This is a genomic window from Cellulomonas humilata (assembly GCF_030814415.1).
GTDB lineage: Bacteria > Actinomycetota > Actinomycetes > Actinomycetales > Cellulomonadaceae > Cellulomonas > Cellulomonas humilata_A.
The window spans coordinates 50,309-70,770 of sequence record NZ_JAUSVB010000006.1; the positions used below are offsets into that span (position 1 = coordinate 50,309).

At 72.2% G+C, this 20,462-nt stretch carries 15 protein-coding genes; 10 read left to right on the forward strand and 5 right to left on the reverse strand.

Annotation, left to right across the window (positions count from 1 at the left end; genetic code table 11):
* Window positions 1–9: 9 nt before the first annotated feature.
* Window positions 10–372 (reverse strand): VOC family protein, encoded by a 363-nt coding sequence (locus J2X26_RS18760; protein ID WP_307494223.1) that lies wholly within the window; start codon window positions 370–372, stop codon window positions 10–12.
* A complete protein-coding gene (locus tag J2X26_RS18765) occupies window positions 369–2,252 on the reverse strand; it encodes an ABC transporter ATP-binding protein (protein WP_307494557.1) in 1,884 nt (627 codons plus the stop codon). The genes J2X26_RS18760 and J2X26_RS18765 overlap by 4 nt, the downstream gene beginning before the upstream one ends.
* 97 nt (window positions 2,253–2,349) lie before the next feature.
* Here J2X26_RS18765 and J2X26_RS18770 point away from each other — a divergent pair, with 97 nt between their 5' ends.
* Both J2X26_RS18770 and J2X26_RS18775 read left to right on the forward strand, forming a co-directional pair.
* Window positions 2,350–2,796: a MarR family winged helix-turn-helix transcriptional regulator gene (locus J2X26_RS18770; RefSeq protein WP_307494224.1), complete on the forward strand. Its 447-nt coding sequence runs from the start codon at window positions 2,350–2,352 to the stop codon at window positions 2,794–2,796.
* A 19-nt stretch (window positions 2,797–2,815) separates the two neighbouring features.
* Window positions 2,816–4,081, forward strand: coding sequence for a threonine/serine ThrE exporter family protein (locus tag J2X26_RS18775; protein WP_307494225.1), 1,266 nt, complete (start codon window positions 2,816–2,818; stop codon window positions 4,079–4,081).
* A 4-nt stretch (window positions 4,082–4,085) separates the two neighbouring features.
* On the opposite strand, the gene J2X26_RS18780 is transcribed toward J2X26_RS18775, so the two are convergent.
* On the reverse strand, window positions 4,086–5,858 hold the full coding sequence (locus J2X26_RS18780; RefSeq protein ID WP_307494227.1) for an ABC transporter ATP-binding protein: 1,773 nt from the start codon (window positions 5,856–5,858) through the stop codon (window positions 4,086–4,088).
* A 185-nt stretch (window positions 5,859–6,043) separates the two neighbouring features.
* Between J2X26_RS18780 and J2X26_RS18785 the strand changes: the two genes are divergently transcribed.
* Genes J2X26_RS18785 through J2X26_RS18815 form a run of 7 tightly spaced genes read left to right on the forward strand, consistent with a single transcriptional unit; the run spans window position 6,044 to window position 14,419 of the window.
* Complete coding sequence (locus tag J2X26_RS18785; protein WP_439897874.1) at window positions 6,044–7,516, forward strand: pyridoxal phosphate-dependent decarboxylase family protein; 1,473 nt, start codon at window positions 6,044–6,046, stop codon at window positions 7,514–7,516.
* The gene (locus J2X26_RS18790) at window positions 7,513–8,778 is read left to right on the forward strand and encodes a lysine N(6)-hydroxylase/L-ornithine N(5)-oxygenase family protein (protein ID WP_307494228.1); all 1,266 of its coding nucleotides are present in this window, start codon (window positions 7,513–7,515) and stop codon (window positions 8,776–8,778) included. Before J2X26_RS18785 ends, J2X26_RS18790 begins: the two co-directional genes overlap by 4 nt.
* On the forward strand, window positions 8,775–9,311 hold the full coding sequence (locus J2X26_RS18795; protein WP_307494229.1) for a GNAT family N-acetyltransferase: 537 nt from the start codon (window positions 8,775–8,777) through the stop codon (window positions 9,309–9,311). The genes J2X26_RS18790 and J2X26_RS18795 overlap by 4 nt, the downstream gene beginning before the upstream one ends.
* Window positions 9,308–11,062 (forward strand): IucA/IucC family protein, encoded by a 1,755-nt coding sequence (locus J2X26_RS18800; protein ID WP_307494230.1) that lies wholly within the window; start codon window positions 9,308–9,310, stop codon window positions 11,060–11,062. The genes J2X26_RS18795 and J2X26_RS18800 overlap by 4 nt, the downstream gene beginning before the upstream one ends.
* A complete protein-coding gene (locus J2X26_RS18805; protein ID WP_307494231.1) occupies window positions 11,059–13,068 on the forward strand; it encodes a penicillin acylase family protein in 2,010 nt (669 codons plus the stop codon). Before J2X26_RS18800 ends, J2X26_RS18805 begins: the two co-directional genes overlap by 4 nt.
* Window positions 13,065–13,643, forward strand: coding sequence for a GNAT family N-acetyltransferase (locus J2X26_RS18810; RefSeq protein WP_307494232.1), 579 nt, complete (start codon window positions 13,065–13,067; stop codon window positions 13,641–13,643). Before J2X26_RS18805 ends, J2X26_RS18810 begins: the two co-directional genes overlap by 4 nt.
* A complete protein-coding gene (locus J2X26_RS18815; RefSeq protein ID WP_307494233.1) occupies window positions 13,640–14,419 on the forward strand; it encodes a siderophore-interacting protein in 780 nt (259 codons plus the stop codon). Before J2X26_RS18810 ends, J2X26_RS18815 begins: the two co-directional genes overlap by 4 nt.
* Here J2X26_RS18815 and J2X26_RS18820 read toward each other — a convergent pair.
* Together J2X26_RS18820 and J2X26_RS18825 are read right to left on the reverse strand one after the other, a co-directional pair.
* Window positions 14,416–14,859: a pyridoxamine 5'-phosphate oxidase family protein gene (locus tag J2X26_RS18820; protein WP_307494234.1), complete on the reverse strand. Its 444-nt coding sequence runs from the start codon at window positions 14,857–14,859 to the stop codon at window positions 14,416–14,418. The genes J2X26_RS18815 and J2X26_RS18820 overlap by 4 nt on opposite strands.
* Window positions 14,856–16,928 carry a (Fe-S)-binding protein gene (locus tag J2X26_RS18825; protein ID WP_307494235.1) on the reverse strand — a complete coding sequence of 691 codons (2,073 nt, stop codon included), beginning with the start codon at window positions 16,926–16,928 and terminating at the stop codon, window positions 14,856–14,858. Before J2X26_RS18825 ends, J2X26_RS18820 begins: the two co-directional genes overlap by 4 nt.
* Before the next feature lie 429 nt (window positions 16,929–17,357).
* On the opposite strand from J2X26_RS18825, the gene J2X26_RS18830 reads away from it, so the two are divergent.
* Window positions 17,358–20,459 (forward strand): Na+/H+ antiporter subunit A, encoded by a 3,102-nt coding sequence (locus tag J2X26_RS18830; protein WP_307494236.1) that lies wholly within the window; start codon window positions 17,358–17,360, stop codon window positions 20,457–20,459.
* Window positions 20,460–20,462 lie beyond the last annotated feature (3 nt).

Here is a 20,462-nt window from a genome sequence, read left to right on the forward strand (position 1 = left end):
CTGTTCACGCTAGCCGGGGCTGGAGGTCGCCGGCTTCACCACGCACCACTCGTTGCCCTCGGGGTCGAGCAGCACCTGGAACGAGCCGGCGGTGTCGACGTGGATCTCGCCGACCCTCGTCGCGCCGAGCGCCTCCGCCTGAGCGGTCGCGGCCGGGATGTCGTCGACCTCGACGTCGAGGTGCACGCGGTTCTTCACCACCTTGCCCTCGGGCACGCGCTGGAACGCGACTCGCGTCCAGCCCGGCGGGTCGACGTAGTGCCAGCCTTCGTTGCGTCCCACCGGGGTGCCGCCGAGCACGTCGGCCCAGAAACGCACGAGGACCGCCGGGTTCGCGCAGTCGAAGACCACCTCGTCGATGCGTCCGATCATGCGGCGACCGTAGCGCTGCCCTCGAACTGCGTGCGGTACAGCTCCGCGTACACGCCCCCACGGGCGAGCAGCTCGACGTGCGTGCCTTGGTCGACGACCCGCCCGTGGTCCAGGACGACGATCGAGTCGGCGGCTCGCACGGTGGACAGGCGGTGGGCGATGACGATGCTGGTGCGTCCGGTCAGGGCCTCGTCGAGCGCGGCCTGGACCGCGGCCTCCGAGCCGGAGTCGAGGTGCGCGGTGGCCTCGTCGAGGATGACGACGTCGGGTGCCTTGAGCAGCATGCGGGCGATCGCGAGGCGCTGCCGCTCGCCGCCGGACAGCCGGTAGCCGCGGTCGCCGACGACGGTGTGGATGCCGTCGGGAAGCGTCGCGACGAGGTCCGCGATGTGCGCCTGCTCCAGCGCGCGCTCGATGTCGGCGTCCGTGGCCTCCGGACGGGCGTAGCGCAGGTTCTCCGCGATGGTGTCGTGGAAGAGGTGGGCCTCCTGGCTGACCACGCCGACCGTCGCGCGCAGCGAGGCCTGGGTGACGTCCCGCAGGTCGGCGCCGGCGATCCGCACCGAGCCCGCCGTCGGGTCGTACATGCGGGTGACCAGCTGGGAGATGGTCGTCTTCCCGGCGCCCGAGTGGCCGACGAGCGCGACCAGGTGGCCCGCAGGGACGGTGAGGCTGACGTCGTCGAGGGTGTTCTGGTTGATCTCGACCTGCAGGGTCGCGACGGACTCCAGGGACGCGAGCGAGACCTCGTCGGCACCCGGGTACCGGAAGCTGACCGCGTCGAGCTCGACCGTCGCGCCGTGCTTCTCCTTCTCCGCACCGAGGTCGATCGCGTCCGGCTTCTCCGCGACCGTCGGCTCCAGGTCCAGCACCTCGAGCACGCGCTCGAAGCTGACCAGCGCGGTCATCACGTCGACCTGGACGTTGGACATCGCGGTCAGCGGGCCGTACAGGCGGCCGAGGTAGGCGGTCAGCGCGACGACGACACCGACGGTGAGCTGCCCGCGGATCGCCATCACGCCGCCGAGGCCGTAGACGATGGCGACCGCGACGGACGCGAGGGTGGTCAGGCCGACGCGGAACCAGGTGGAGTACAGCGCGCGGGTGACGCCGATGTCGCGGACGCGGCCGACCTGGTCGGCGTAGTTCCGGGACTCGCGCTGCGGGTCGCCGAAGATCTTGACCAGGTGCGCACCCGCGACGTTGAACCGCTCGTTCATGATCTGCGCGGCGTCGGCGTTCAGGGCGTAGCTCTCCCGCGTGATCGCGGCGATCTTCGTGCCGAACCAGCGGGCCGGGAAGATGAACGCCGGCAGCAGGACCAGGCTGAGCAGGGTCAGCTGCCAGGACATGCTGAGCATGGCCGCGAGCACGAACACGATGGTCAGCGAGTTGCTCACCACGTTCTGCAGGGTCGACGTGAACGCCTGCTGCGCGCCGAGCACGTCGCCGTTGAGGCGCTGCACGAGCGCGCCGGTCTTGGCCCGGCTGAAGAACGCCAGCGGCATGCGCTGCACGTGGTCGAAGACCTCGGTGCGCAGGTCGCTGATCAGGCCCTCGCCCACCTGCGACGACACCCAGCGGTCGGCGACGGCCAGCCCCGCCGTGAGGATCGCGAGCAGTGCGACGACCGCGGCGACGGTGAGGACGACCTCGGTGTTGCCGGCCGTGATGCCGTCGTCGATGAGGGTCTTGAACAGCAGGGGCGTGACCGCGCCGGCCGCCGCCTCGACGGCGATGAGCGCGACGAAGACCGCGAGCCTGCCGCGATACGGGCGCGCGAACCCCAGGATCCGCACGAGGGTGTCGCGGGTCAGCTTGTGGTCCGCGACCGTGCGGTCCTTGGCGAAGCTGCGCATGTTGGGGCTGCCGGAAGTCATCGACACGGGCCCACCTCCTTGGTCCTGGGCCTTGTGGGCCGATGGTGAGGTTAACTCACTATGTGCCTGGATCACAAGTTGCGGTAGTCTCGCCGCCGTGACCTCCTCCGACGGCTCCGGAGAGCTCCTCGAGCTCCTGTACGGCGTGCTCCGTGGCGTACGTCGCGACGCCGCCGCCCGGCTCGAGCTGCAGGGCACCACGCCCGGGCAGCTGCGGCTGCTGCGCACCCTCGAGCGGTGCGACGGGCCGCGCCGGCTCGGTGAGCTGGCCGCGGCCCTCGACGTCGCGCCGCGGTCGGTGACCTCGAAGGTGGACCTCGCCGAGGAGCACGGGCTGGTCCGGCGGCTGCCCGACCCGACGGACCGGCGCGCGACGCTGCTGGAGCTGACGCCTGAGGGGCACGCGTTGTTGGAGGCGATCTCCGCGCAGCGGCACGAAGGGGCGGCCGAGCGGTTGGGGCGGTTGTCCGCCGACGAGCAGGCGGAGCTGCTGCGGTTGCTGCGGATCGTGGGGGACGGTGCCCCGACGACGTCGGAGGGCTGAGGCAGGCCATCATGGGTCTGTGCCCACCGTTCCGGACGACGACGAGCTCGAGCTGATCCGTCGGTCCGGTGTCGTGCTGCGGGTCGGGCGACTGAGCCTGTCGGCCGGCACGGGCTCGTACCGGGTCAAGGCCTCCATGGCCCGGATCGCCAGGGCGCTGGGCATCGACCGGCACGAGGCGCACGTGACCCTGACGGAGATCACGACGACGTCGCACCGCGGACCCAGCTTCCGCACCGAGGTGACCGAGGTGCGCTCCATCGGCGTCAACGTCGACCGGCTCACCGAGCTGGAGCACTTGGCGGGTCGCGTGGACGCCGCGGGTCACGTCACGCCCGACGAGGTCACCGGTGAGCTGGATCGCATCGCCGACAAGCCGCCGCTGTACCCGGTGGTCCTCAACGCACTGTGGGCCGCGATGGCCTGTGCGGCGTTCTCGTTCCTGAACAGCGGCGGAGTCACCGAGATCGTCGGCGTCTTCGTCGGCGCGTTCCTCGGCCAGGCGCTGCGCCGCACGATGCTCCACCGCGGGTTCAACCAGTTCGGCGTCACCATGCTCTCCGCCACCGTGGCGTGCCTGGGCTACCTCGGCTTCGTGTGGGTGCTCCAGGCCACGGACGCCGTGGGGGTCGGCCACGAGGCGGGGTACGTCTCGGCCGTGCTGTTCCTGGTCCCCGGGTTCCCGCTGGTCACCGGCTTCCTCGACCTGGCCAAGCTGGACTTCTCGGCGGGGATCGCGCGCCTGGTGCACGCACTGATGATCCTGACGTCCGCGGCGCTCGCGCTGTGGGCGGTGTCGTTGGTGGTCGGTCTCAGCCCGGACCCGCCGGCGGCGCCGAGCCTCGACCCGGGCCTCCTGCTCGCGCTGCGCTTCGTCGCCAGCTTCCTCGGCGTGCTCGGGTTCGCGCTCATGTTCAACAGCCCGTGGCGCATCGCGCTCGCGGCGGCCGGGGTCGGCATGCTGGCGAACGTGCTGCGCATCGAGATCGTCGAGGCGCACGTGCCCCCGCAGGCGGCCGCGGCCGTCGCGGCCCTGGTCGTCGGGCTGCTCGCCGCGGTCATCGCGCCACGGCTCGACGTCCCCCGCATCACCGTCTACGTCCCGGCCGTCACGATCATGGTGCCGGGCGTCCTCGCCTACCGGGCGGTGTTCCACATCTCCAACGGCAACACCGTCGAGGCCCTCGCGTTCGGGGTCGAGGCCGCGCTCATCGTGGCCGCGCTGGCCATCGGCCTGGCGATCGCCCGCATGCTCACCGACCCCACCTGGGCGTACGAGCGCTGAGCGATCAGACCTGCTGGGCGCGCTGGAGCCGGGCGTAGCGGCCGTCGGCGGCGAGCAGGTCGTCGTGCGTGCCGACCTCGACCACGCGGGCGTCGTCGAGGACGACGATGCGGTCGGCGGAGCGGATCGTCGACAACCGGTGCGCGACGACGAGCGTGGTGCGTCCGCGCATGAGCCGTGCGAGGGCCTCCTTGACGAGGGCCTCGGACTCAGGGTCGAGGGCGGAGGTCGCCTCGTCGAGCAGCAGGATGCGCGGGTCACGGACGAGGGCGCGGGCGATGGCGATGCGCTGCCGCTGGCCGCCGGACAGCCGGGCGCCGCGCTCGCCGACGACCGTGTCCCAGCCGTCGGGCAGGGCGTCGACGATCTCGGCGGCGTTCGCGTCGACGAGCGCCTGGCGGACGCGCTGGTCGGACACCTTCGGCAGGCCGTAGGCGACGTTGTCGCGGATGGACCCCTCGAACAGCACGGACTCCTGGGGCACGACGGACACGTGCGTGCGGACGGAGCGCAGGTCGAGCAGGGCGGTGTCGACGCCGTCGAGCAGCAGCCGGCCGCCGGTGGGTCGCAGGAAGCCGAGCGCCAGGTTGAGCACGGTCGACTTGCCGGAGCCGGACGGGCCGACGAACGCGACGGTCTGGCCGGCCTCGATGGTCAGGTCGATCCCGTCGAGGGCGTCGGCCTCGGCGTCGGGGTAGCGGAAGTGCACCTGCTCGAGGGTCAGCCGGCCGTCCACGCTGTCGACGCGACGCTTGCCGGCGTTCACCTCGAGGTCGGGCTCCTGCATGACCTCGGCGATGGACCGGACCGACTCGAGGCCCTTGGCGCCGATGGGCACGAGCATGAGCAGGTTGGTGACGGACCCGGTGATGAGGGCGAAGTAGGAGCTGAGCAGAACCACCTGGCCGGCCGAGATGGTGATGATCCCGGTGATCGACACCCAGGCGGCGAGCACGAGGCAGAGCACGCCGAGCAGCTGCAGGCTCACCCAGCTGAGCGACGCGAACCGGCCGTTGAGCACGTCGAGGCGGTACCCGGCGGACCGGACGCCCTCGGCGCCGACGGCGACGCGCTCCTCCGCGGTGGCCTCGAGTCCGTGCGCGCGCGTGATCGGCATGAGGGTGGCCATCTCGCCGACGCGGGCGGAGAAGTGCTCGACCTCGCGGCGGAAGGACTCGTTGCGCTCGCGGGACCGTCGCGCCAGGACGAACCGCAGGAGCACGGCGAGCGGGATGGTCAGCGCGTAGACGGGCAGGAACTCCGGGACGGCCAGCGCGGTCATGACGATCGCGCCGAGCATCACCATCGTCGCGGACAGCAGCGGGTGGGCGATCTGCTGGAGCATCACCTCGACGTTCTCGACGTCGCGCACCACCTTGGTCTGCACGATCGACGCGCTGACGCGTGAGTGGAAGCCGATCGAGAGGCTCTGCAGCCGCGAGGTGAGCCCGTTGCGCAGGTCGGCGCCGATCTCGCGGACCGCGCCCATGAAGAGCTTGGTCCACTGCACGTGGTTCGGGTAGTTCTGCACGAGCGCAGCGACAGCGATCGCGGCCCAGAGCCACAGCTCGCTCGTCGGGCCGCCCGCGACGACGACGTCGATGACCTTGCCCGTGATCACCGGCATCAGCCAGAGCGGGACGTCCTTCATCGTGAAGAACGCGACTGCCGTGAGCACGCGCTTGCGGTGGGCTCCGAGGAGGCGGAACACCGAACGGACCGGGTGGGCGCCGTCGATGTCGATCACGGCGAGATAGGGCTGGGGGCCGTCTGTCACGGGTTCCATCGTGACATCTGAGGCGGCGGAGGGATAGCGCCTTCCCGGGCGAGAACGTATCGATTCGACGAACGGCGACAGGTGGACTGCGGGTTGACGGCTGTCCGGATTCCGCTACGTTAGGCGATGCTTACTTAGGATCACCTAAGATCGCGATCGTCTTTCGCCGAGAAGGGGCTCTCCGCGTGCACCAGCTGCTCTCCGCCACGTCCGCCGACCGCTACGTGGAGGCGATGCGCGAGACCGTCGACCGGCTCGCCGGCCGGCTGCGCGACACCGCGCAACCGTTCTCGGGGGCCAGCCGGGCGCAGCTCCAGGAGCTGGTCGACGCGGTCGACCTCGACGCCGACGGTCTGGGCACGCGCTCGGCGCTGCGGGAGGCCGACGACCTCGTCGGCGAGCACGCGGTCTGGTTCCATCACCCGGCCTACGCGGCCCACCTCAACTGCCCGGTGGCGGTGCCGGCCGTGGTCGCCGAGGCGATCGTCGCGGCGGTCAACCCGTCCCTCGACACCTACGACCAGTCGACGATCGGCACGCTCATGGAGCGCAAGCTGGTCGACTGGACGTGCGGGCGGATCGGGTTCGCCGCCGGGGACGGGGTGTTCACGTCGGGCGGCACGCAGTCGAACCTGCAGGCGCTGCTGCTGGCGCGCGAGACGGCGATCGCGGCCCGGGTGGCCGCGGGGGACAGCCGTGCCGACGCCGCGCGCCGGCTCGTCATCGTCGCCACCGCGTCCAGCCACTTCAGCGTGCAGAAGTCCGCGCGCCTGCTGGGGCTCGGTGACGACGCGGTCCTGCTCGTGCGGACCGACGCCCGCGGCCGGATGGACCCCGCCGCGCTGGCGGGGGCGCTGGACACGCTCGCGGCGATCGACCGGGTGGCCATGTGCGTCGTCGCGACCGCCGGGACGACCGACCGCGGCTGCCTCGACCCGCTGGCCCTGATCGCGGACGAGTGCGACCGCGCGGGCGTCTGGCTCCACGTCGACGCCGCCTACGGGTGCGGGCTGCTGGTCTCACCGACGCGGCGGCACCTGCTGGACGGCATCGAGCGCGCGCGGTCGGTCACGGTCGACTTCCACAAGAGCTTCTTCCAGCCGGTGTCGTCGAGCGCGGTGCTCGTGTCCCGGCCGGAGGACCTGCGGCACGTCACCTGGCACGCGGACTACCTCAACCCCGCGGACGCCGAGGAGCCCAACCAGGTGGACAAGTCGCTGCAGACGACCCGCCGGTTCGACGCGCTCAAGCTGTGGACCACGCTGCGCGCGCTGGGCGCCGACGGCATCGGGGAGATGTTCGACGCGGTCCTGGACCTTGCCGCGCGGGTGCACGACGAGATCGAGCGCGACGTCGACCTCGAGCTGGTCGGTCGCACGGAGCTCAGCACCGTCCTGTTCCGCTACCAGCCGGTCGACGTCACGGACGCGCAGGCCGACCGCCTGGTGCCGCTGGTGCGGCGCGTGCTGTTCGAGTCGGGGCGCGCGGCCGTCGCCAAGACCGTGGTGGACGGGCGGCCGTGCCTCAAGCTCACGCTGCTCAACCCCGAGACGACGCTCGACGACGTACGCGCGGTGCTCGACCTGGTCCGCGGCGCGGGTGCGGCGCTGGTCGAGGGCGACGACCTGGTCACTGCAGCGGAGGTGGGTGCGCTGTGACTGTCCACGAGAGGGTCCACGACGTCGTCGGCATCGGCATCGGGCCGTTCAACCTCGGGCTCGCCGCCCTGAGCGCTCCGCTGGACGAGCTCGACGCGGTGTTCCTCGACGCGGCCGACGAGTTCCGCTGGCACCCCGGGATGATGATCGAGGGCGCCACGATCCAGGTCCCGTTCCTCGCGGACCTGGTCTCGATGGCCGACCCCACCTCGCCGTACTCGTTCCTCAACCACCTCAAGGCGACCGGGCGGCTCTACCCGTTCTACATCCGCGAGAGCTTCTACCCGCTGCGTGCGGAGTACGACCGCTACTGCCGGTGGGTCGCCGCGCAGCTGCCGTCGCTGCGGTGGGGTCGTCGGGTCGTCGGCCTCGAGCAGGAGGGCGACCACTACGTCGTCACGACGGACCGGGGCGAGACGTACCGCGGCCGGCACGTGGTGCTCGGCGTCGGCACGCAGCCCGTGCAGCCGGAGACGGTCCGGGGGCCCGTGGTGCACAGCGCCGACTACCTCACGCACCGGGACGCCCTGCGCGCCGCCGGGTCGGTGACGGTCGTCGGCAGCGGGCAGTCCGCGGCGGAGATCTACCGCGACCTGCTGGGCACCACCGACCGGCTCGACTGGGTCACGCGGTCGCCGCGGTTCTTCCCGATGGAGTACACGAAGCTCACGCTGGAGCTGACCTCGCCGGAGTACACCGACCACTTCCACGCGCTCCCGGCGGACGTGCGCAAGCGGCTCGGACGCGAGCAGCGTTCCCTCTACAAGGGCATCAGCGGGGACCTGGTCGACGACATCTTCGACACCCTCTACCGGCTGAGCCTCGACGGACCGGTGCCGACGACCCTGCTCACCGACACCGAGCTGCTGGGCGCGGACTGGTACGGCGGTGCGTTCACGGTGACCCTGCGCCACGCCCAGCTGGACGAGGTCTACGAGCGCCGGACCGACGCGCTGGTGCTGGCCACCGGCTACGCCGCTCAGGTGCCCGACTTCGTGCTGGGCATCCGGCACCTGCTCGACTGGGACGACACCGGGCGGTTCGCGGTCGCGCGGGACTACTCGGTCGACGGCGGGCGCGGCCGCGTGTTCGTGCAGAACGCCGAGGAGCACACCCACGGGCTGACCGCTCCGGACCTCGGCTTCGGGGCGTGGCGGAACTCGTCGATCCTCGCGTCGATCACGGGCCGTGAGGTCTACCCGGTCGAGCGCCGGATCGCGTTCCAGGAGTTCGGGGTGCCGGCGGGGGTGACGGTCCGATGAGCATCGCGATCCTGCCGCTGGACCGGGGGTACGCCTCGCTCGTGCACGGGTGGTTCACGCATCCCGCGTCCGCGTTCTGGCAGATGGGCGGGCTGTCGCTCGACGACGTCCGCGCGTACCTCGCCGCGGTCGCAGCCGACCCCCGGCAGGACGCGTGGCTCGGGTTCGTCGACGACGAGCCGACGTTCCTCGTCGAGACCTACGAGCCGACCACGGTGCTGCTCGCGGGCGTGCCCGAGGTCCGGACCGGCGACCTGGGGATGCACCTGCTGGTCGCACCGCCGACCGGTGCGCCCGTCCACGGGCTGACCTCCGACGTCATGCGGGCGACCGTTGCGTTCTGCTTCGACGAGCTGCTGGCCACGCGGGTCGTCGTCGAGCCCGACGTGCGCAACGTGCGGGTCGCGGCGAAGAACGCCGAGGTCGGGTTCCGTGTGCTGCGCGAGATCGACCTGCCCGGCAAGCGCGCCTCGTTGGCCGTGTGCACGCCTGAGGACTTCTCCGCCGCCGTGACCGCCGGGAGCCGACGATGACCGAGCTGCTCACCCGACCGGCCCTCGCGCCGCACCTCAACCCCACGGCGATGGCCGTCGCGCACCGCCACCTGGTCACCAAGGCGCTGTCGGAGTTCGCGCACGAGCGCCTGCTCGCTCCCGTGCCCGACGGCGAGGGGTACCGCGTGACCCTCGGGGGCGTCGACTACCGGTTCCGTGCCCGCCGGCTGGCGCTCGAGCACTGGGCTATTGACGAGGCCTCGCTGACGCGGACGGTCGACGGGGTCGAGGCGGAACTCGACGCCCTCGCGCTGGTGCTCGAGCTGCAGCCGTTGCTGCAGATCCCCGACGCGCTGCTCGCGGTGTACCTGGAGGAGCTGTCGTCCACGCTGGCCAGCGCCGCGTTCAAGGCCCACCACGGCGGGCCGTCGGCGTCGGACCTCCTGCACGCCGACCTGCCGACCGTCGAGCGCGCGATGACCGAGGGCCACCCGTCGTTCGTCGCCAACAACGGCCGGATCGGCTTCGGGGTCGACGAGCACGCCGCGTACTCGCCCGAGGCCGGTGCGCCGATCCGCCCGCTGTGGCTCGGGGTGCGCACGGCGGCGAGCCACCTCGCGATGGGGTCCGGTCTCGACGAGGACGCGTTCTACCTCGACGAGCTCGGAGCGCGGACCCTGGACCGGTTCGAGGCGGTGCTGCTCTCGGAAGGCGAGGACCCCGCCGACTACCGGTACCTGCCCGTGCACCCGTGGCAGTGGGAGCACCGGGTGGCGGTGACGTTCGCGCCCGACGTCGCGCGTCGCGACCTGGTGCCGCTGGGCACCGCCGACGACGACTACGCGGCCCAGCAGTCGATCAGGACGCTGTTCAACACCACGCGGCCCGACCGGCACTACGTCAAGGTGGCGCTGGCCATCCAGAACATGGGGTTCCTGCGCGGCCTGTCGCCGGCGTACATGCGGGCGACCCCGGCCATCAACGACTGGGTCTTCGAGCTGGTCAGCGAAGACCCGACGCTGGCCGCGTGCGGCTTCCAGGTGCTCCGGGAGCGGGTGTCCGTCGGCTACACCGGGGACGTCTACCACCGGACGCCGGCACCCAGCGCGCACCGCAAGATGCTCGCCGCCCTGTGGCGCGAGAGCCCCGTGCCGCTGGTGGGGCCGACCGAGAGCCTGGCGACGATGGCCGCGCTGCTGCACCGGGACGCCGACGGCGACGCGTTCGTCACGGCCTGCGTGCGGGCGTCGGGGCTGGCCCCCGAGGACTGGGTCCGCCGGTATCTGCGTGCCTACCTGCGCCCGCTGGTGCACTGTCTTCTGGTGCACGAGCTGGCGTTCATGCCGCACGGCGAGAACCTCATCCTGGTGCTCGACGGGCATGCGGTCTCGCGTGTGCTCATGAAGGACATCGGGGAGGAGGTCGCCGTGCTCGGTGCTCGCCCGCTGCCCGACAGCGTCGCGCGCGTCCGGCAGGTGGTGCCCGCCGACGAGCAGGCGCTGGCCATCTTCACCGACGTCTTCGACGGGGTGTTCCGGCACCTCGCGGCGATCCTCGACACGGACGGTGTGCTGCCCGAGGGCGAGTTCTGGGCGCTCGTGCGCGAGTGCGTCGACGAGCACGCGGCCGACCACCCCGGGCTCCAGACCGCCGTCGACCTGCGCGCCGAGCGGTTCGCGCACTCCTGCCTCAACCGGCTGCAGCTGCGCAACACCCTGCAGATGGTGGATCTGACCGACCAGTCGTCGTCGCTCATCTACGCGGGCACGCTCGCCAACCCCATCGCATGACCGTCTTCCGCGACGCCCTCGGCGTGCCCCACGTGCGGGCGACGGACCATTTGTCGCTCGCGTTCGAGCAGGGACGGGTCACCGCGCGCGACCGCGGGTGGCAGATCGAGGTCGACCGGTGGCGTTCTGCAGGGCGGTTGGCTGAGCGGATCGGGGCCGACGGAGTCGAGTGGGACCAGTTCGCGCGGCGTGCGCGCCTGGCGGACACCGCCCAGCGGGCCTACGCACGGCTCGCCGACGAGGACCGCGCGTTCGTCGACGCCTACGTGGCGGGCGTGAACGCAGGGTTGGACGAGGACGTCCTCGACGCCTCTGTCCCTCACGAGCCCTGGTCCACGTGGGTCCCGCTCGGGATCATGCTCGTCAACCACGCGCTGTTCTCGATGTTCCCCCGGCTGCTGTGGAACGAGCACGTCCGGCTGACGCTCGGCGAGGACGCCATCGACCTGTTCGACTCGGCCGAGACCGCGTCGTCCGGCTCGAACGCATGGGCGCTGCACGGGTCGCGGACGGCGTCCGGCCTGCCGCTGCTGGCGGGCGACCCGCACCGGATGATCGAGATCCCCGGGGTGTACCAGCAGGTCAGGCTGGCGTGCGACGAGTTCGACGTGCTCGGGCTCGCATTCCCCGGGGTGCCGGGCGTGCAGCACTTCGGGCACACCGGGACGGCGGCATGGGGGATCACCAACGCGATCGCGCACCACGTCGAGGTGTTCCGGGAGCGACTCTCGCCGGACGGGCGCTCCGCGCTCGGGCCGGACGGGTGGGCGCCCGTGGCCCGGCACGTCGAGACGATCCGGGTCCGCGGCGGCGCCGACGTCGACGTCGACGTGGTCGAGACCGAGCGCGGTCCGCTCGTCCTCGACGGGATCAGCGTCCGGTTCCCTGCCCGCGTCGCCTCCGACGTCGGGTTCTCCTGCCTGCTGCCGCTGCTCCGGTCACGGTCGGCGCAGGACGTCATCGACGCCCTGCGGGGGTGGGTCGACCCCGTGAACCGGGTGCTCACGGCGGACGCCGACGGGACCGTGCTGAGCGTCGACGCGGGTCTCGTCGTGACCCGGTCCCCGCGGGACCGCCGGCTGCCGCACGACGCCTGGTCGGAGGCCGCGCGGCCGACCGGGTGGCACCCGCTGGCCGAGCCGGCACCGGTGCTCGGTGTCGCGGTCGACGCCAACGAGAAGCCCGCCGCCGCGTCGAGGGACCACGGCCGCGCGTATGTGGCGCCGTACCGGGCCCGACGGATCCGGGACCTGCTCGACACGGGGGGCACGTTCGGGCCCGCGGACATGGCGGCGATCCACGGCGACACCCTGCTCGGCAGCGCCGATGAACTGCTGGGGTGGGTGGGTCTGGCCGACGCGCTGTCACCGGAGGCCGCGGCGCTGCGGGACCGACTGCTCGCGTGGGACCGGCACATGGATGCCGAGAGCGCCGACGCCGGGGCTTTCGCCGCCTGGCGGACCGAGGTCGCCGTGCTGCTCACCGCTCATCCGGCCCTCGCGCCCCTGCACGCCCCGCACGGCCGCGGTGCCCTGCTCGACCTCTGGCTGGGCGTCGGACCGCGGGTGGCCGACTCGCTGCCGCGGCTCCTCGGCGCCGCTGCGGTCGGGATCGACGGTGTGGCCGTGGCGAGCGAAGCGCTGGAACGAGCGGCCGTCGACTCCGACGTCAGCGCCCGGTGGGGGAGCCGCCACCGCCTCCAGCCCGTCCCGACCCTGCTCGGCTACCCCGGACCGGCTGTGGAGGCTGTCCCGCTGTCCGGCGACACCGACTGCGTCCGCTGCACCGCGAGCGTCCCAGGCGTGAGCGACCGGTCGTGGCGCGGGTCCGTCGCGCGGTGGGTCTGGGATCTCGGCGACCGCCGCCGCAGCCGGTGGGGAGTGCCGTTCGGGGCGTCCGGAGACGCGGCGAGCGCGCACGCGACCGACCAGCTGGGGACGTGGGTGGCCGCCGAGACCGTCGAGGTCGTCACCGACTGGGACCTGCTCGAGGAGGAGACTCGATGAGCGTGACCCTGGCCGCCGGAGCGCGCGGCGCCGTCGTGGACGAGCGGTTCGTCGACGGGCTCGGTCTTCTCGCGACCTGCGTCCTCGACCCCGACGCCGACCTCGACACGATCCACGCCTGGGTCACCGCGCCGGGCACCAGGTTCTGGGGCCTCGCGGAGCTGAGCCGCGAGGAGCTGCGCGACACGTACGCCTTCGTCGACAGCCTGCCGACGCACCACGCCTACCTGCTCCGTTGCGGCGGCGAACCCGTCGCGCTCCTGCAGGTGTACGACCCCGCGGACGACCCGCTGGGCGAGTGCTACGACGTGCAGCCGGGCGACGTCGGCATCCACCTGCTCGTCGGAGCGCGTGTCCGCCCCGGGTCCTCCGCTCGCCTGTTCGGCGCGCTCGTCGCGTTCCTGCGCGACCTGCCGGGAGCCCGCCGCATCGTCGCCGAGCCCGACGTTCGCAACGACCGCGCCCTCACCCGCATGACCCGCACCGGCTTCGTCGCCGGCCCCGTCATCGAGCTGCCGCACAAGCGCGCGCAGCTCGCGTTCCTCACCCTGTCGCCCAGCCTGGAGTCCCGATGAGCAGCATCACCGTCACGCACGCCCCCAGCGGCCTGGTGCACGCGAACGTCGCCCGCACAGAGCGCGTCACCCCGCACATGGTCCGCGTGACCCTCACCGGTGACGACCTGCGGCGGTTCGACTACCGCGGGTTCGACCAGTGGTTCCGGCTCGCGGTGCCGGTGGACGACCACGCGCGGTTCGACAACCTGCCCGACAAGTTCGACACCCGCTCCTACCTGCGCTACCTGGTGCTGCCGAAGTCGACACGGCCGGTCATCCGCAACTACACGGTCCGCGCGTTCCGGCGCGACGAGCTGGAGCTCGATATCGACTTCGTCTGCCACGGCACGGCCGGGATCGCCGGTCCGTGGGCCGAGTCCGTCGAGCCGGGCACCGAGGTCGCGTTCATCGACCAGGGCTGCGGCTGGGCCCCCGTCCCGGCGGACTGGTCGCTGCTGGTCGCCGACGAGTCCGGCCTGCCCGCCGTCCTCGGCATCCTGCGCGACATGCCGCGCGACGCCGTCGGGCACGCGATCGTCGAGCTCATCGACGCCGCGGACGCGCAGGACGTCGACGCCCCCGCGGGGATGACCCTGCACTGGGTGCCACGGGGCGCCGGCGGGTCCGCGCTCCATCGGCTCAAGGAGATCGACTGGCTTCCCGGGACGCCTTACGCGTTCGCGGTCGGCGAGTCGAGGATCGCCACCGGCGCGCGCCGGTACCTGGTGAGCGAGCGCGGTGTCCCGAAGGGCAACGTCACGTTCTGCGGCTACTGGAAGGTGGGCAAGGCCTAGAGCCATGCCCCCGCGCGCATGACCCACCGGCCGGCCAGCTCGTCCTCCTCGCGCCACACCTGGATCGTGCGGGGCGTGAGCCGGAAGTACGGGTAGACGGTGGACAGGGTGCGCGGGTCGAACCCGCTCTTGGTGGCGAACGCGTCGCCGAGCTCGTCGGAGATCGCCGCCAGCGTCTCGATCGTCCCCTGCACGAGCACGACGTCCCGGGTCAGCCCGACGCCGACCTGCACCGACGGGTTGGCGACCAGGTTGCGCGCGGTCGGGCTGGTGGCCGACGTCGAGAACAGCAGGGTCTCGCCGTGCCACAGGAACGACAGCGGCGTCAGGCGGGGTGCGCCGGTGTCGGTGTCCGTCGTCGCGACCCACGCGTCGACGTCGTGCCCGAGCCGGTACAGCGCGTCCTGCCGCCGCTGCTCGGTGCTGCGTGGGCCGGTCACTCGCGCACCCGGTCGAGCAGCAGCAGGGCGATGTCGGTGACCTCGGGGACGCCGACGGACTGGGATGCGGCCACGCCGTCGCTCAGCATGACCGTGCAGAACGGGCAGGCGGTCGCGATGACGCCGGCTCCGGTGGCGATGGCCTCCTCGGCGCGGGCGGTGCCGATGCGGGTGCCGATGGACTCCTCCATCCACACGCGCGCACCACCGCCGCCGCAGCAGAACGACTGCTCACGGTTGCGGGGCATCTCCGTCACCTGGACGCCGGGGATGGCGCCGAGCAGGTCGCGCGGCGGGGAGTAGACCTGGTTGTGCCGGCCCAGGTAGCAGGGGTCGTGGTAGGTCACGGTGCGCTCGTCGGTCGACGGCAGCAGGGTCAGCCGGCCGTCCGCGACGAGGGTGTTCAGCAGCTCGGTGTGGTGGACCACCTCGTACCGGCCGCCCAGCTGCGGGTACTCGCGCGAGATGGTGTTGAAGCAGTGCGCGCAGGTGACGACGATCCGCTGCGCGCCGACCTCGTTGAGCATCTCGACGTTGCCGCTGGCGAGCATCTGGAACAGGAGCTCGTTGCCGGCGCGGCGCGCGGGGTCACCGGTGCAGGACTCCCCGTCGCCGAGCACCGCGAAGCTGACCCCGGCGGTGTGCAGCAGCTCCGCGACGGCCTTCGTCGTGCGGATCGCGCGGTCCTCGTAGGCGCCCGCGCAGCCGACCCAGAACAGGTACTCGACCTCCGCCGCGGACTCCACGTCGACGCCGACCACCGGCACCTCGAAGTCGAGGCCCTTCGCCCAGTTGAGGCGGTTGCGCGCCGGCAGCCCCCAGGGGTTGCCCTGCCGCTCCAGCTTGGTGAAGGTGCCGCCGAGCTCCTTGGGGAACGCCGACTCCATGAGCACCTGGTAGCGCCGCATGTCGACGATCGCGTCCACGTGCTCGATGTCCACGGGGCACTGCTGCACGCACGCGCCGCAGCTGGTGCAGGCCCAGAGCGCGTCGGGGTCGATGACGCCGGTCCCCAGCAGGTCGAGGCCTTGATGAGAGCCCGCCTGCAGGTACGGAGCCGTCGCCGCCGCGTGGTCCCGCAGCGCGAGGGTCACCAGCTTGGGGCTGAGCGGCTTGCCCGTCGCCCACGCCGGGCACTGGTCCTGGCAGCGGCCGCACTCGGTGCACGTCGAGAAGTCGAGCAGGCCCTTCCACGTGAAGTCCTCGATGGCGCCGACCCCGAGGCGGGCGTCGTCGGGAAGCTCCTCCAGCGCCGCGAGGTCGACCGGCTGTCCTCCCAGAGTCATCGGCTGGAGGGGACCGAGAGCGACCCCACCGCGCGGGTCGCGGCGCGCGTACACGTTCACGATGGCGAGGAACCGGTGCCACGCGACGCCCATCGTGGGCTGCAGGCCGACGACGACGAACCAGGACATCGACACGACGATCTTCACGGTCGCGATCACGACGATCGCGTTCTCCAGCGTCGCCGGGGCCACCCCGATCCACGACGCCCCGAACCAGGCGGTGAGCGGGAAGTGCCACGCGTCCCCGGAGTACAGCGCGTACTCCAGCCCGCGCAGCAGGATCACGCACAGCACGACAGCGAGCACGGTCGCCTCGACGAAGAACGCCTGCCCCTGGTTCGACCCGAAGAAGCGCGAGCTCTTCGCCCGGGAACCGAGCCGGATCCGCAGGGTGATCAGCGCCAAGATGCCGATGAGCGACAGCCAGGCGATCGCCTCGATCACCCACTCCAGCGGCGGGAAGCTCCCGATCAGCGGCAGCGTGAACGCCGGATCGACCACCTGCCCGTAACCGGTGACCAGGGTGAGGAACAGGATCGGGAACGAGACCATCACCACCCAGTGCGCCACCTTGACCACCGGCCGGTGCTGGAACCGCCCGTGCCCGAGCACCTCACGGGTCAGCGTCGCCAGCCGAGGACCCACGGGCGACCACCGCCCGCCGGCCGCCCGGCCGACCCGCACGGTCCGCACGATCTCGCGCGCACCACGCGCAAAGATCGCCACCCCGACGACGGTCGCGACGACGACGATCCCGAGACACACCACCTGCAGCACATTCACGCCGCCACGCTAGCGGCGTCGGACGCCCGCACCCGCGGAACTCGTCACCTCGACACCACTCGCCGAACTCGTCACTCCCCGCCGAACGCGTCACTCCCGGCCGAACTCGTCGGTTGCAACAGACGAGTTGGGCCGCGAGTGACGAGCTCGGCGGCGAACGCCGTTGCGAGCCGGCGGGAGGCGGTGTGCCGATCCGAGCGGGTCCGTCCGGCTCAGCGCATTCCCGGTGCTGACGTGACATGCCCGACGTCGGTCGCCAGGCCCGTGGGAGGAGGTGTGGGAAATCGGTTGGTAGAGTCTTGACCAAATCTCAGTGCATCGCGGGGGCGCTTTTCCATGGCTCCCGACGCGTGCCCGCACCTGCGCCTGATCCCGAGAACCTGACGAACCCGACCGACCGACCACCCGCCCTACAGGACGGAGCCGGACGTGCTGCTGCTGCTCGCCGTTCACCTGGCCGCAGCCGTCGTCGCGCCCGTGCTGGTCCGCTGGATGGGCCGCAAGGCGTTCTGGGTCCTGGCCCTCGCACCCGCCGCTGCCGCCGTCTGGGCGCTGAGCTGGACGTCGCGGGTGCAGGCCGGGAACGGGCCGGTCGAGCAGGTCCAATGGATCCCCGTGCTCGGGCTCGACCTCACGTTCCGCCTGGACACCCTGTCGTGGCTGATGACGCTGATCGTGGGCGGCGTCGGCGCCCTGGTGCTCATCTACTGCTCGGCGTACTTCAAGACGAGCGCCGCCGGGCTGGGCCGGTTCGGTGGCGTGTTCGTCGCGTTCAGCGGCGCGATGCTCGGCCTGGTCACCGCCGACGACCTGCTGCTCCTGTTCACGTTCTGGGAGCTCACGACGGTCACGTCGTACCTGCTCATCGGCCACTACGCCGAGCGCAAGGCGAGCCGCCGGGCGGCCATGCAGGCCATCGTCATCACGACCGCGGGCGGGCTGGCGATGCTCGTCGGGCTGGTGCTGCTGGGCGAGGCGGCGGGCACCTACCTGCTGTCGGAGGTCATCGCGAACCCCCCGCAGGGCACCCCTGCGGTCACGGTCGCGATCGTCTGCCTGCTGGCCGGCGCGGTGACCAAGTCGGCGCTCATCCCGTTCCACTTCTGGCTGCCCGCGGCGATGGCGGCACCGACGCCCGTGAGCGCGTACCTGCACGCGGCGGCCATGGTGAAGGCCGGTGTCTACCTGGTCGCCCGGTTCGCCCCGGCGTACTCGACGGACCCCACGTGGGTGTGGATCGTCGTCGTGCTCGGCTGCGGGACCATGCTGCTCGGCGGCTACCGGGCGCTGCGGCAGCACGACCTCAAGCTCATCCTCGCGTTCGGCACCGTCAGCCAGCTGGGCCTGATCATCCTGCTGGTGGGGCTCGGCACGAAGGCGACCGCGCTGGCCGGGCTGGCGATGCTGGGCGCGCACGCGATGTTCAAGGCGGCGCTGTTCCTCGTCGTCGGCGTCGTGGATGCCGCCACCGGCACCCGTGACCTGCGGCGACTGTCGGGGGTCGGTCGCGAGCTGAAGCTGACCGCGCTCGCGGGCGCGCTGGCGACGGCGTCGATGATCGGGCTGCCCCCGTTCGCGGGCTACGTGGCCAAGGAGGCGGGGCTCGAGGCGCTCGGGCACCTGGACGACACGACCGCCGGGATGATCGTGCTGGTCGTGGTGTCGGTCGGCTCGGTGCTCACGGTCGCCTACGGTCTGCGGCTGTGGTGGGGCGCGTTCTCGACGAAACCCGCCGTGGTCCCAGAAGAGGTGAGCGAGTCCACCGCGCCGGGCACCTCCATCCACGAGGCGTCCCACGACCAGGCCGAGCCCGCCGCCATCACGCACCCGTCGCTGCTGCTCGTGTGGCCGGCGATGATCCTCGCGGTCCTCGGTCTGGCCGTCGCGCTGCTGCCGCAGCTGGGCGAGCACCTGCTGGCGCCGTACGCGGACACGTACCCCGAGGGCGAGCCCGGGCACCTGGTCCTGTGGGCCGGGTTCACGCCGACGTTCGTCCTCACGCTCGCGATCCTGCTGTCCGGCGCGCTGCTGTTCGCGATCCGCGACCGCGTCGAGCGCTGGCAGACCGCCGCGTACCACGGGCCCGAGGCGGACCGCGTGTACCGGCGGTTCATGCGGCGGCTCGACGACGTGGCGGCCGACGTCACCGCGGTCACCCAGCGCGGTTCGCTGCCCCTGTACCTCGGCCTCATCCTCGTCGTGTTCGTCGTGGCGGTCGGCGGCACGGCCCTGGCCAGCACGGTCTTCCCGTCGCAGGTCCGGTGGTGGGACACCCCCGCTCAGCTCGTGTTCGCGGCCGGCGTGATCGCGTCGGCGCTGCTGGTCACCCGGGCGCGGCGCAGGCTCAAGGCCGTCATCCTGCTGGGCATCGGCGGCTACTCCGTCGCCGGCCTGTTCCTGCTGCACGGCGCCCCGGACCTGGCCCTCACGCAGGTGCTGGTGGAGACGGTGACCCTGGTGGTCTTCGTGCTGGTCCTGCGCCGGCTGCCCCCGTACTTCTCCGACCGGCCGCTCGCCGCCAGCCGGTGGGTGCGCCTCGCGCTGGGGCTGGCGGTCGGGCTGACGGTCGCGGGGATCGCGCTGGTCGCGCCCGGGGCACGCATCCACGTGCCGGTCTCGGACGACTTCGCGGAGGAGGCGTACAGCTTCGGCGGCGGCAAGAACATCGTGAACGTGACCCTGGTCGACATCCGCGCGTGGGACACCATGGGCGAGATCTCGGTGCTGCTGGTCGCCGCGACGGGGGTGGCGTCGCTGGTCTTCCTCTCCCGCCGCGCCGGCGCGATCTACCGGGCCGACGAGGCCCGCACCGAGCGGGCCGTCTGGGGCGGCGTACCGGACCCGATGGCGGCGCTGCGGCGTCCGGGCGGCGACGACGCCGCGGTCGACGCCGGCGGGATGGTGGCCGACCGCAACGAGTCCGCGGTGCCGTCGAGCGCATCGCGGGGCCGCGAGTGGCTGCAGGCGGGCAGCACGCTCGCGCCGCAGCGGCGCTCGGTGATCTTCGAGGTCGTCGTCCGCCTCCTCTTTCACACGATGATCGTCTACTCGGTCTACCTGCTGTTCAGCGGCCACAACGCCCCCGGCGGCGGGTTCGCGGCGGGCCTGGTGACGGGCATCGCGCTGATCGTCCGGTACCTCGCGGGCGGTCGGTACGAGCTGGGCGAGGCGGCCCCCGTGCAACCGGGTCTCCTGCTCGGCCTCGGGCTGTTCCTGTCCGCCGGCGTCGGCCTGCTCGCGCTGCTGGCCGGGGGCGAGGTCCTGCAGTCCTGGATCATCGACATCCACCTGCCGGTCATCGGCGACATCCACCTGGTGACGTCGCTCTTCTTCGACCTCGGGGTCTTCCTGGTGGTCGTCGGCCTGGTGCTCGACATCCTGCGCAGCCTCGGGGCGGAGATCGACCGTCGCGCCGAGACGGGCGAGGACCCGGTGAGCGGCGACGCGGTGGGCGGTGACGCCGAGGGGGAGGTCCCCGCGCAGGTCGGCGCCGCCGCGCAACCGGTCGGCGGGGACGGGGGCGAGCCGTGATCG